The organism is Burkholderia sp. AU19243 (assembly GCF_018148075.1).
GTDB classification, from domain to species: Bacteria; Pseudomonadota; Gammaproteobacteria; order Burkholderiales; family Burkholderiaceae; genus Burkholderia; species Burkholderia latens_A.
Window position 1 is genome coordinate 1 of the sequence record NZ_JAGSTV010000017.1, and the last position, 11,359, is coordinate 11,359.

An 11,359-nucleotide genomic window follows, 5' to 3' on the forward strand; every position below is an offset into this window, starting at 1 on the left:
TGTATAAGAGACAGCGCGACGGCGCATGAACGATGCCTCCACGCCGCCGCCGGGCGCCGCACCCGACGCGGCGCCGCTGCCGTGGCTGCAACCGGTCGCAGCGCCGCCTGCCGCGCGGCGCGCAGCGTTTCACGCGCTCGTGTGCGAATTCAACTTGCGGCCCGACCGCTATCTGCACGTGACACGCGTGCCCGCCGAATGGCCCGCGCGTTACCGCTCGCCCGACGCGTTCGGCCCGGCCGGACGCAAGCTGCTCGCGCGCCATCTGCTCGACGTGAACGGTGTGGCCGACCATCACGACTTCGACGTCGCGAATCCGTGCGCGCGGCTCGCGTTGTTGCCGGGCGCGGCGCTCGAGCAGCTCGCGTCGTATGCCGGGCTGCTGCTGCATCGCGGCTGGCTGCGCGATGCGCTCGGCGCGCGGCGCATTCGCGCAGAAGTCGCGGCGAAGCTCGGCGGCGACGCGCTGGAGCTTGCGCTCGAGCGCGCGCCCGAATTCGGCGCGCTCGCCGACACGCTCGAACCGTGGCGAGCCGACCCGGCCGCGCTGCCGGTCGTGATCCGCGCGCGCGGCGGACGGCTGCTGGCGGATTTCATCGGCGTGGCGGGCGACGCGGTCGCGCGGCGCGTGCGCCTGAAATTCAACCGAGCGATCGACGACGAAGCGCCGTACTGGCTGAATCGCGCGCAGCGCGACCAGTTCGGCGAATTGCTGTTCCTGTTTCTGATTCCCGAGAGGCTCGCATCATGGGACTGGCTTTTCTGATCACGAGCGACAACCTGCAGCTGCTGTCGGAGCGCAAGGTGCTCAAGGAGCGCGAATACGCGGCGCTGCTCGATGCGTCGGCGGTGATCGCAACCGCGCGCGACGAGGCCGCGCGCATCGTCGCCGACGCGCAACGCGAATTCGACAAGCGGCAGGCGGCCGGCTATGACGAAGGGATGCGCCGCGCGCAGCGCGAGCATGCTGCGCAGGCCTATACACAGGCGCTCGCCGCCGCGCGCACGATGGAGTCGATGAAGGACGCGATGGCCGACATCGTCGTGAAGGCCGTGCGTGCGATCGTCGGCGACATGAGCGCGCAGAAGCTGTACGAGGCCGCGCTTGCGCGGATCGCGCCGCTCGTGCGCGACGAAGCGTTTCTGATCGTGCGCGTCGCACCCGGCCGCGAGGACGAAATGCGCGACGCGCTCGAACGCGCGTTCGCCGGCCAGTCGAACCGGCAACGCATCCGCATCGTCGAAGATGCGCAGCTCGAGCATCACGCGTGCACGGTCGAGACGCCGTCCGGGCGCATCGACGCGAGCCTCGACCTGCAGATCGACGCGCTGCGCCACGCGATTCGCCGCGACGCGCTGAAGGGCACGACGCGATGAACGCGCCGCTCGACGATCCGCAGCCGATCGGCGGCGAACGCGACGACAATGCCGCGCAGTTCGATCGCGGCCGGCTCGTCGGCGATCTCGATGCGGGGCTTGCGTTCTTTTCGCCGGTGTCGGTGCAGGGCCGCGTCAATCACGCGGTCGGCCAGATATTGAACGCGACCGGCATTCGCGCGCGGCTCGGCGAGATCTGCGAGCTGCGTACGCCGAACCAGCCGACGCTGCTCGCCGAAGTGGTCGGCTTCTCGCGGCAGACCACGTTGCTGACGCCGCTCGGCGACGTTGCGGGCCTGTCGCCGGAGACGAGCGTCGTGCCGTCCGGACGCGAGCATGTGTTTCCGGTCGGCGATGCGCTGTTCGGCCGGGTGCTCGACGGCCTCGGCCGGCCGCTCGACGATCGCGGGCCCGTGACCGGCGCCGCGTGGGTGTCGACGCAGCAGGACCCGCCGAATCCGCTCGCGCGCAAGATGATCGACACGCCGTTCCCGACCGGTGTGCGCGTGATCGACGGCCTGATGACGCTGGGCGTCGGACAGCGCGTGGGCATCTTCGCGCCGTCCGGCGTCGGCAAGAGCACGCTGCTCGGGATGATCGCGCGCGGCGCGCAGGCCGACGTGAACGTGATCGCGCTGGTCGGCGAGCGCGGCCGCGAAGTGCGCGAGTTCATCGAGCACAGCCTGTCGCCCGACGTGCGCGCGCGGTCGATCGTCGTCGTGTCGACGTCCGACCGCCCGGCGATGGAGCGCGTGAAGTCCGCGCTCGTGGCCACCGCGATCGCCGAGCATTTCCGCGATGCAGGCAAGCGCGTGCTGCTGCTGGTCGACTCGCTGACGCGCTTTGCGCGCGCGCAGCGCGAAGTCGGTCTGGCGAGCGGCGAGCCGCCGACGCGACGCAGCTTTCCGCCGTCGACGTTCGCGGTGCTGCCGCGTCTGCTCGAACGCGCGGGGCAGGGCGCGACCGGTTCGATCACCGCGCTGTACACGGTTCTCGTCGAAGGCGATGAGGAATCCGATCCGATCGCCGAGGAGGTGCGCTCGATACTCGACGGACATATCGTGCTGTCGCGCAAGATCGCGCTCGCGAACCGTTATCCGGCGATCGACGTGCTCGCGAGCCTGTCGCGCGTGATGCCGCTTGTCGCGAGCCGCGCGCACCAGCAGTCGGCCGCGCGCGTGCGCGAGCTGATCGCGAAATACCAGGAGATCGAGCTGCTCGTGCAGATCGGCGAGTATCGCGAAGGCAGCGACCGGCTCGGCGATCTCGCGCTGCGCGCGCGCGATGCGATCGGCGCGTTCTGCGCGCAGGGGGCTCGCGAGGACGTGCGCTTCGACGCGCTGCTCGCGAAACTGACGAAACTCGCGAACGATCATGTCTGAAGCCGACGACCGCCTGGTGCTCGCGACCCTCGCACGCCTGAAGCGCGTGCGCGAGATGCGCAGCCAGATCGCGCGCGTCGCCGCCGCGCGCCAGCAGGGCATCGCCGCGCAGAGCCGCCGCGCGCTCGACGCCGCGCACGCGCAGCTCGCGCAGCAGGTTGCCGCGAAGGCCGCCATCCAGACGCGGCTCGCCGGCGACGTGCGCGAGGCGCGCGCGCTGCAGAACGCGGCGGCCGATACGCGTACGTTCGATCGCCATATCGGTGTCGCGAACGCGTCGGTCAGCGAGGCCGCGCACGTGCATCGCGATCACGAAGCGACGCTGGCCGGCTTGCAGCGCGCCGCGCGCAAGGCGAAGGCCGCCGAGGACAAGCTCGACAAGGCGGGCGAGAAAGCGTTGCACGCGCGTGCCGCGCGGGTCGAGCGCGACGCCGATGAAGTCGCGGACGCGCATGCGGTGCGGCGTTTCGCGACGGCCGGTGTGTGGGCGGGCGATGCGGACGGCGCGTCGTCGTCCGCCGGCCTGGCCGCCGCATTCGATGCGGAGATGTCGGGGAATGCGGTAGAGGCGGGCGCGCCACATGAGGCGTCAGCGACGGACTCGAACGCGCAGGCCGCAGCAACCGCGCCTACGGCCGAGGCCGCTGCGATCTCGGCAAGCGCGCCTGCGGACGATACAGCTGCCGCTGCCGCACCCGCTGCCGCGGAGCGCCGATGCTAGACCACGCGGCGAACTTCAACGACATCGCCGGCACGCTGCGACCGTTGCTCTACGTGATGCCGCGCCTGCTGCCGATCATGTTCGTGGTGCCGGTGTTCAACGAGCAGATCATCACCGGCCTCGTGCGCAACGGCATCGCGGTCGTCATCGCCGCGTTCGTCGCGCCGGTAATCGACCCCGCCCAGGTCGCCGCGCTGCCGTTCCTGATGTGGTGCCTGCTGGTCGCGAAGGAGGCGGTGGTCGGCATGCTGCTCGCCGGCGCGTTCAGCGCGGTGCTGTTCGCGATCCAGGGCGTCGGCTATCTGATCGATTTCCAGACCGGCAGCGGCAGCGCCGCGTTCTTCGATCCGATGGGCGGGCACGAGGGCGGACCGACGTCGGGCTTCCTCAATTTCGTCGCGATCGCACTGTTCGTCACTGCGGGCGGCCTGCAGGCGCTCGTGCAACTGTTCGCGCAGTCGTATGCGTGGTGGCCGATCGGCTCGCTCGGGCCGGATTTCTCGTCGATGCTGCAAACCTTCGTCGTGCGACAGACCGACACGATCTTCGACTGGATGGTGAAGCTCGCCGCGCCCGTGGTCATCGTGCTGGTGCTGGTCGAACTCGGCATCGGCCTGGTCGGGCGCGCGGTGCCGCAACTGAACATCTTCGTGTTCTCGCAGCCGCTGAAGAGCGCGCTCGCGGTCCTGATGATGGTGCTGTTTCTGCCGGTTGTCTATGCGTCGCTGCATGCGTTGCTGAGTCCCGACAGCGGGCTGATGGCGCTGCTGCGTGCGCTGTTCGCCGCGCATGGCGGCCCCTGACCGCACGCGTGATCCGGACGAGCATCCATGGCCGAAAAGGACCAGAAACCCACCGCGAAGCGCCTGCGCGAGGCGCGCGAGAAAGGCGATGTACCGAAGAGTGCGGAGACGATCTCGTCCGCGTTCTTCGTCGGTGTGTGCGTCGCGCTCGCGGTCGGGCTCGGCGCGCTGTTCGCGCGGCTGCAGGCGCTGTTCCGGCTCGTGTTCGACACGGCGGGGGCCGCGGATCCTTCCGCGCGGCTCGCGGTGCTGATCGATGGCGCCGCGCGCGACTGGACGATGCTGTCCGCGCAGATCATCGCGGCGGGGCTGCTGGCCGGGGTGCTCGCGGGCTTCGTGCAGGTGGGCGGCGTGATGGCGTGGAGCCGCCTCGTGCCGCAACTGTCGCGGCTCAACCCCGCCGAGGGGCTGAAGAACATGTGGTCGATGCGCAACCTCGTGAATCTCGCGAAGATGCTGCTGAAGACCGTTCTGCTGGCCGCGACGCTCGGCTGGCTGATCGTCGCGTCGCTCGACCCGGCGGTGCAGTCGGGCTTCACGCGGCCGATGTCGATCCTCGCGCTCATCGTGAAGCTGCTGATGCTGCTGTTCGGCTGGGCCGCGCTGGTCTATATCGTGATGGCGCTGATCGACATCGTGCATCAGCGCCACGAGTTCAACCAGAAGATGAAGATGTCGATCGACGAAGTGCGGCGCGAGCACAAGGAAGACGAGGGCGATCCGCATATCCAGGCGAAGCGCCGGCAGCTCGCGCGCGAAGCGCAATTCTCGTCGCTGCCGGACCGGATCGGTTTCGCGTCGGTGGTCGTCTATTCGTCGAGCGTCGCGGTGGCGCTTTATTACGGCGGGATCGGCACGCTGCCGTGGGTGCTCGCGCGCGGCGAGGGCGAGGCGGCCGAGCGGATCGTGAAACTGGCGCGCGACGCGCTGCGCCCGACGCTCGCGAACCCGGGCCTCGCGCAGGCGCTGTACGACAGCACGCCGGAAAAGGGCACGATTCAGCAGCAGCATTTCCGCGAGGTCGCGCAGTTGCTGAAGTGGGCGACCGGCGGCCGGTAGCCGCATGCCGTCGATCGCCGCGCCATCGGTTGCCGCGACCGCGATCACCGAAGCGAACGGGGTCGGATCGGCGCGTGTCGAAGCGCGCCCGTGCTGCTTTCGTCGTACGGTACGCCAGCCGCTTGACGCGGTTTTTTTTCCGGTCCTCGGCGTCGTTCACCCGTGAATTATTGCTGATTTATTTCTTCGTAATATGGCTCGACCGTCAGCCTGACGGCCGGCCGCGAGGTTGCGCCGCACCTGACGGAACAGGTCAACAGGGCGGGACATATCAATGTGCGGAATCGACGGCTTTCTGAATAGCGTCGCCTTCGATGAGGAGACAGCGCGCGCCACGCTCGCGCGAATGACGGCGAGCCTCGCGCATCGCGGGCCGGATGCGCAGGGCCTTTGGGTCGACCCCGAAGCCGGCATCGCGCTCGGGCACCGGCGGCTCGCGATCGTCGACCTGTCGGTGCACGGCCGGCAGCCGATGGCGTCCGCGTGCGGCCGTTACGTCATGGTCTTCAACGGCGAAATCTATAACCACCGCGAATTGCGTGCGGAGCTGGAGCGCGCGGGTCGCGCACCGGCGTGGCGCGGCCATTCCGACACCGAGGTGCTGATCGCGGCGATCGCCGCGTGGGGCATCGACGCGGCGTTGCGGCGCGCAACCGGCATGTTCGCGTTCGCGCTGTGGAACCGGTCGTCGCGGGTGTTGACGCTCGCGCGCGACCGGATCGGCGAAAAGCCGCTCTACTACGGGCGGATCGGCGACGCACTCGTGTTCGCGTCGGAGCTGAAGGCGCTGCGCGGCTATCCGGGCTTCGACGGCGCGATCGATCGCGACGCGCTGTGCCTGTACCTGCGGCAGTCGAGCGTGCCCGCGCCGCACACGATCTATCGCGGGATCAGCAAGCTGCCGCCAGGCACTTTCATCCAGTTCGAACACGCGCGCGACACGCCGCGCGTGCGCGCGTACTGGACGCTCGCGGAGACGATCGAAGCGGGGCGCGAACGGCCGTTCGACGGCAGCGCCGACGACGCCGTCGGGCAGCTCGACGCGATCCTGCGCCAGGCGGTCGCGCGGCAAATGCAAGCCGACGTGCCGCTCGGCGCGTTCCTGTCGGGCGGCATCGATTCGTCGGCGATCGTCGCGCTGATGCAGGCGCAGTCGGCCACTCCGGTGGATACGTTCACGATCGGCTTTCACGAGGCCGGCTACGACGAGGCCGGCTACGCGAAGGCGGTCGCGCGCCATCTCGGCACGCGGCATACCGAGCTGTACGTGACGGCGGGCCACGCACTCGACGTCGTGCCGAAACTGCCGGCCATCTACGACGAACCGTTTGCCGATGCGTCGCAGATTCCGACCTTCCTCGTGTCGGAGCTGACGCGCCGGCACGTGAAGGTGAGCCTGTCCGGCGACGGCGGCGACGAGCTGTTCGGCGGCTACACGCGCTACTTCCTGACGCCGCGCCTGTGGCGCAAGCTGCATCGCGTGCCGGCAGCCGTGCGTGCGCGGATCGCCGCCGCGCTGCACGCGCTGCGGCCCGATCATGCGGATCAGCTCGCGGCGGTCGCACAGGGCGCGTGGAGCGGCGTGGAAGCGCGCGATTCGGCCTCCCGCATCGGCGACCGGCTGCACAAGCTCGGCCACGTGATGACGGCCGAGAGCCGGATCGGCTTGTACCGGCTGCTGATGTCGTCGGTGCATCATCCGGAGCGCATCGCGCTCGCCGGCAAGGAGCCGCCGACGCCGCTCGATACGGCGTCCGCATGGCCCGCGAACCTGAGCTTCGCCGAGCAGGCGATGGCAATCGACACGCTCACGTACCTGCCGACCGACATCCTCGCGAAAGTCGACCGCGCGGCAATGGCAGTGAGCCTCGAGACGCGCATGCCGTTCCTCGACCATCACGTCGTCGAATTCGCGTGGCGCGTGCCTGCGTCGGTGCGTTTGCCGGAAGGGCAATCGAAGGCGCTGCTGCGCCGGCTGCTGGACCGGTACGTGCCGTCGTCGCTGATCGACCGGCCGAAGCAGGGCTTCTGCGCACCGGTCGATCACTGGTTGCGCGGCGCGTTGCGCGACTGGGCCGACGCGCTGCTGCAGCCGTCGCGGCTGCGCGACGAGGGCTTCTTCGACGCGGCCGCGGTCGAGCGGCTGTGGCGCCAGCACCAGACGGGCCGGATGAACTGGCAGCACCAGCTGTGGACGGTGCTGATGTTCCAGGCGTGGCTGGACGGGCAGCGTGCGGCGTGAAGCGGAATGACGCGTACGTCAGGAGGGCGCCGCGTCGGCGCTCACTGATCGAGACACCGCACGCACAGCCGGTTCGCCTGGCTCGCCGACAAGCCGCGGCACATCATCACGACCGGACGCGCGTGGCATGACGGTGCGTCGGCGGAGGCCGACGGCGACGGCATCCTGCGCACGCGCTCGGGCGGGGTGGTCGCGGCTGCGTCCATGCGCCGCTGCCGCGCGGGCGGCGGCACGTCGCGCACCACCGGTATCGGCTCGACGCCGCCTTCGCGCGCGTTGCGCTGCGCGCTCGCGACGACGCGGCTCACATAGCCGCTCGAGAAACCTGTCGTGAAGTTGCCGCTGTAGTAGCACGACAGCGCCGCGCGCAATGCGGCCTGCGCGGGGCGGCCTGTAGTCGACGACCGTGCGAAGCATTCGGTCAGGATCGCTCCGCCGGCGTTGAGGTTGCGGCACGGTTCGAACATCGTCGTTTCATCGAGGCCGTACTTCGCGAAATTGCGTTCGTTTACCTGCGCGAGCCCGACGCTGTAGCTGAAGCCGCGCGCCGCGAGTTCGCGCGCGGTCGCGCGCGCCTCGTCGAGCGACGCCGGCTGGCGCGTCAGGTGGCCGCCGACCACGCCGATCGCATACGGATTGAAACCGGATTCGGTGCGCACGAGCGCGGCGAGCGTATCGGCATCGACATTCGGCGCGCACGCGCGCGCAAGCTGCACGAAACCCGCGGCGCTGCCGGCCGCATGCGCGAGCCCGTGCTGCGCAAATGCGAGCGCGAGCGCGGCCAGCGCGCACGCGCACGAGGCGGAGGTTCGCAGCAGAACGCTTGCGCGCATCATCCGGCTCCTGCGACCCGATACGACAGCACGAGCCCGTGCACGAGCAGCGACCAGCCGTCGAGCGCGACGAACAGCAGCAGCTTGAACGGCACCGAGATCGTCGTGGGCGAGATCATCTGCATCCCTAATGCAAGCAGGATGTTGGCGACCAGCAAGTCGACGACGATGAACACGATGTAGATCACGAAGCCGATCTGGAACGCCTTGGTCAGCTCGGCGAGCGTGAAGCTCGGCACCAGCACGAGCAGATCGTCGTCCTTGATGCCGTCGGCGCGGTTCTTCGGCCACACCGACGTCGCCGTGCGGACGAAGAATTCGCGATCGCGCTGCCGCGTATGCGACACGAGGAAATCCTTGATCGGCGGCAGCGCGGCATCGGCGAGCGCGCCGATATCGGCGGTCGACAGTTGTCCCGACGCGTCGAAGTGGCGCGCCTGCAGCGCGTCGCGGATCGACATTCCGACCGGCGCCATGATGAACAGCGACAGGATCAGCGCGATGCCGTTCAGCACGAGATTCGGCGGCACCTGCTGGATCCCGAGCGCCGAGCGCAACAGGCCGAGCACGACGACGAGCTTCGTATAGCTCGTCACCATCAGTGCCGCGAACGGCGCGATGCCGAGCGCGGCGATCACCGCGATCAGCGCGACCGGATTCGGCAGGTTGCCCATCGTTCAGCGCTCGCGCGGCGCGGGTTGCGTCAGCGTGACGACGCGCACGCCGAGCTTCTGGCCGACCGCGATCAGATGGCCGGTGCCGATCAGCATCCCGTTCGCGACGAGATGGATCGCGCTCTGGTTGATTCCTTGCTGCAGCTCGATCACGGCGCCCGGCTGCAACGTGCCGAGTTCGCCGAGCGGGATCGACGTGGGCGGCAACTCGAAACGCAGGTCGACTGCGAGGCCGTCGAGCGAGCGCGGCGCATCGTCCGCCGGCGCGTCGTGCGCGTTCGCGGTCGCGGTCGTGGGCGGGGTGTCGTTGCGGGTCGGTTCCAAAGGCATCTCCCTGATTCGTTCGACGGTCAGTCGGGCGCCCGACGGCCGTCCGGTGATTTCCCAGGCCGGCGCGGCGGGCAGTCGCGCGATGCACAGCAGGTTCTGCTCGTGCGCGCGCCAGCGCTCGATCGCGATGATGTCGCCGCCGACGACGTCGGCGAGCTCGGCCATCGTCAGCTCGGTCCGGCCGATCTCGAACACGAGCGGCACCGGCAGGCTCGCGTACGCGGTGTGCGTGTCGGGGCGCGCGGCCGGCGGCGTCGCGAAAAACACCGCGAGCGCATCCGGCGCGTCGAACAGCAACGCGCCGTGGCAGCGCCATGCGCCGTCGGTGCGGCGCAGCTCGAAGCGCAGCGCGGCGGGCGCGGTGGGCGACGCGGGTGCGCTCGCCGGCGGCGGCAGCAGTTCCACGCGCTGCCGCGTCGCCGCCTGGAGCACGGCCGCGAGCGGCGCGGCGAGGTCGGCGAGCAGCGCCGCGCGGATGACGGCCGGCACGGCCGGATCGGCGGCGTCGCCGAGCCACTCGCTTTCCGCGACCGGATCGATCCACAGCGTGCCCGCGGCCGGGCCGACCACGAAACGGTATGCGCGCGCGTCCGCAGCCGGCTCTGCGTCGACGCGCCAGCGTACTTCGTACGCGTGTTCGCCCAGCGTGACCGGCACGGCGGCCGTCGCGCCGTACGCATGCGACAGCCCGCGCGCGGCGGCGGCGGACAGACGCGGCAGATACGGCGACGCGTCGAGCGCGACCGCTGCCGTCGCCGGTGCGGGCGAGACGGCGGCCGGGGCGGCAGCGGCGGGCGGCGCGCGGTTCGCGGCGTCGCCGGCGTCGGCATTCGTCAGGGGCAGCGCAGGCACGGCGGGATCAGGGCGGATTCGGCGTTGGTTCGACGGATTGTTGTGGCCGGCGGCGCGGGTTGCGCGCGGCTGCTGCGTCGATTGTAGGGACGGCGCCGCTCGCGTGCCGCGCCGGAATCCGTAGTCGTGCGGTTTGCGCGGCAGCGCGGGTGCCGGCCAGCTACGAAGGCAGTTGCGGGGTGGTAAGGCGGGGCGACGGCAGCGCAGAGCGCGCAGCGGCGTCGGGCCGCATCGCCGCCAGCGGCCGCGTGCGTGCGCATTCGGCCGCCACCAAGGCAAACGCCGCCTGGCGGCGGCGTTCGTGGTCGAGCGGCGCGGCGCCCGCACGCAGGGCCGCGCCGCGCTCGCGCAGCGCGGCCACGACGGCTAACCGGCGTGCTGCGCGCTGGCGGCGGCGGGCAAGCCGCTATGCGTCACGCGTAGTCGGCGGTCAACGTCGGCTGCGGCGCGGTGCGCAGCAGCGGCGCCGCATCGTGGCGCTCGACGTGCGTCATCGCCGCGCCGAACAGCACGAGCCGGTAGCCGACTGCATAGATCGGGATGATCCGCATGTTCTTGTCGAAATCGAGTTGCAGCTTCGAGCGGATGCGCGAGATGTGGGTGTCGAGCGTGCGCGACGACACGCCGAGCTCGCGGCCCCACACCGCTTCCTGGATCGCTTGCCGCGGCACGATCTTGTTCATGTTGTCGAGCAGGAATTCGACGACGTCGAATTCGCGCGGCGTGACGTCGACGACCTTGTTGTCGATTTCGATCGTGCGGCGCACGAAGTTGATTTTTATGTTGTCGATGTACAGGTATTTGCAATCCATGTTGGCCCTCGCATGTCCGTAAAGGAGTGTTTGCGGGTCATGTACTGCAACTTCCGGGCCAGGATGCGGGGCGGGCGGGCGGGAGTGGGGGCCGGCTGGGCGGATGGCGCGCCAGCGTTGAATCTAAAAGAATTTTTAACGCGGGGCAGGGGCGCCGCAGGTCGCGGCGGCCGGCCCAAGTTTTAAGGATTGTTACGTAGCATCGATGCGAACGTTACGGCCGGCGTAACGCCCGGCAATCCGGGCCGTGGAGACGCTGCGGCAAACTTTCGTC

General features: G+C 69.8%; 12 protein-coding genes. 7 read left to right on the plus strand and 5 right to left on the minus strand.

What is annotated here, in order from left to right:
* Window positions 1-25 precede the first annotated feature (25 nt).
* The 7 genes from KDW55_RS24980 (at window position 26) to asnB (ending at window position 7,584) form a co-directional block, all read left to right on the plus strand.
* Window positions 26-766 (plus strand): SctK family type III secretion system sorting platform protein, encoded by a 741-nt coding sequence (locus tag KDW55_RS24980; protein ID WP_059544362.1) that lies wholly within the window; start codon window positions 26-28, stop codon window positions 764-766.
* A complete protein-coding gene (gene sctL / locus KDW55_RS24985; protein ID WP_040140449.1) occupies window positions 748-1,377 on the plus strand; it encodes a type III secretion system stator protein SctL in 630 nt (209 codons plus the stop codon). The genes KDW55_RS24980 and sctL overlap by 19 nt, the downstream gene beginning before the upstream one ends.
* On the plus strand, window positions 1,374-2,759 hold the full coding sequence (sctN, locus tag KDW55_RS24990; protein WP_212161388.1) for a type III secretion system ATPase SctN: 1,386 nt from the start codon (window positions 1,374-1,376) through the stop codon (window positions 2,757-2,759). The genes sctL and sctN overlap by 4 nt, the downstream gene beginning before the upstream one ends.
* Window positions 2,752-3,480 (plus strand): hypothetical protein, encoded by a 729-nt coding sequence (locus tag KDW55_RS24995; RefSeq protein WP_069243190.1) that lies wholly within the window; start codon window positions 2,752-2,754, stop codon window positions 3,478-3,480. The genes sctN and KDW55_RS24995 overlap by 8 nt, the downstream gene beginning before the upstream one ends.
* The gene (gene sctT / locus KDW55_RS25000; RefSeq protein WP_040140443.1) at window positions 3,474-4,283 is read left to right on the plus strand and encodes a type III secretion system export apparatus subunit SctT; all 810 of its coding nucleotides are present in this window, start codon (window positions 3,474-3,476) and stop codon (window positions 4,281-4,283) included. Before KDW55_RS24995 ends, sctT begins: the two co-directional genes overlap by 7 nt.
* A 27-nt stretch (window positions 4,284-4,310) precedes the next feature.
* Window positions 4,311-5,342: an EscU/YscU/HrcU family type III secretion system export apparatus switch protein gene (locus tag KDW55_RS25005; protein ID WP_069243189.1), complete on the plus strand. Its 1,032-nt coding sequence runs from the start codon at window positions 4,311-4,313 to the stop codon at window positions 5,340-5,342.
* Between the two features lie 274 nt (window positions 5,343-5,616).
* Complete coding sequence (gene asnB, locus KDW55_RS25010; protein ID WP_069243188.1) at window positions 5,617-7,584, plus strand: asparagine synthase (glutamine-hydrolyzing); 1,968 nt, start codon at window positions 5,617-5,619, stop codon at window positions 7,582-7,584.
* Window positions 7,585-7,625: 41 nt separating this feature from the next.
* Here asnB and KDW55_RS25015 read toward each other — a convergent pair whose 3' ends face one another.
* The 5 genes from KDW55_RS25015 to KDW55_RS25035 all read right to left on the minus strand — a co-directional run bounded on the left by KDW55_RS25015 (window position 7,626) and on the right by KDW55_RS25035 (window position 11,085).
* Window positions 7,626-8,417, minus strand: coding sequence for a lytic transglycosylase domain-containing protein (locus tag KDW55_RS25015; protein ID WP_212161386.1), 792 nt, complete (start codon window positions 8,415-8,417; stop codon window positions 7,626-7,628).
* Window positions 8,417-9,091 (minus strand): type III secretion system export apparatus subunit SctR, encoded by a 675-nt coding sequence (sctR, locus tag KDW55_RS25020; RefSeq protein ID WP_040140436.1) that lies wholly within the window; start codon window positions 9,089-9,091, stop codon window positions 8,417-8,419. The genes KDW55_RS25015 and sctR overlap by 1 nt, the downstream gene beginning before the upstream one ends.
* Window positions 9,092-9,094: 3 nt before the next feature.
* Window positions 9,095-10,273, minus strand: a complete 1,179-nt coding sequence (sctQ, locus tag KDW55_RS25025) for a type III secretion system cytoplasmic ring protein SctQ (RefSeq protein ID WP_069243187.1) — start codon at window positions 10,271-10,273, stop codon at window positions 9,095-9,097.
* A gap of 160 nt (window positions 10,274-10,433) precedes the next feature.
* Window positions 10,434-10,634, minus strand: coding sequence for a hypothetical protein (locus tag KDW55_RS25030; protein WP_069243186.1), 201 nt, complete (start codon window positions 10,632-10,634; stop codon window positions 10,434-10,436).
* Window positions 10,635-10,686: 52 nt separating this feature from the next.
* Window positions 10,687-11,085, minus strand: coding sequence for a winged helix-turn-helix domain-containing protein (locus tag KDW55_RS25035; RefSeq protein WP_040140431.1), 399 nt, complete (start codon window positions 11,083-11,085; stop codon window positions 10,687-10,689).
* Between the last annotated feature and the right edge of the window lie 274 nt (window positions 11,086-11,359).

Excerpts from the sequence above, each read along its gene's own strand:
- sctN (WP_212161388.1), top strand. The coding sequence starts at position 1,374 with ATGAACGCGCCGCTCGACGATCCGCAGCCGATCGGCGGCGAACGCGAC.
- KDW55_RS24980 (WP_059544362.1), top strand. The coding sequence starts at position 26 with ATGAACGATGCCTCCACGCCGCCGCCGGGCGCCGCACCCGACGCGGCG.
- KDW55_RS25035 (WP_040140431.1), bottom strand. The coding sequence starts at position 11,085 with ATGGATTGCAAATACCTGTACATCGACAACATAAAAATCAACTTCGTG.
- asnB (WP_069243188.1), top strand. The coding sequence starts at position 5,617 with ATGTGCGGAATCGACGGCTTTCTGAATAGCGTCGCCTTCGATGAGGAG.
- sctT (WP_040140443.1), top strand. The coding sequence starts at position 3,474 with ATGCTAGACCACGCGGCGAACTTCAACGACATCGCCGGCACGCTGCGA.
- KDW55_RS24995 (WP_069243190.1), top strand. The coding sequence starts at position 2,752 with ATGTCTGAAGCCGACGACCGCCTGGTGCTCGCGACCCTCGCACGCCTG.
- KDW55_RS25015 (WP_212161386.1), bottom strand. The coding sequence starts at position 8,417 with ATGCGCGCAAGCGTTCTGCTGCGAACCTCCGCCTCGTGCGCGTGCGCG.
- sctR (WP_040140436.1), bottom strand. The coding sequence starts at position 9,091 with ATGGGCAACCTGCCGAATCCGGTCGCGCTGATCGCGGTGATCGCCGCG.
- KDW55_RS25005 (WP_069243189.1), top strand. The coding sequence starts at position 4,311 with ATGGCCGAAAAGGACCAGAAACCCACCGCGAAGCGCCTGCGCGAGGCG.
- sctL (WP_040140449.1), top strand. The coding sequence starts at position 748 with ATGGGACTGGCTTTTCTGATCACGAGCGACAACCTGCAGCTGCTGTCG.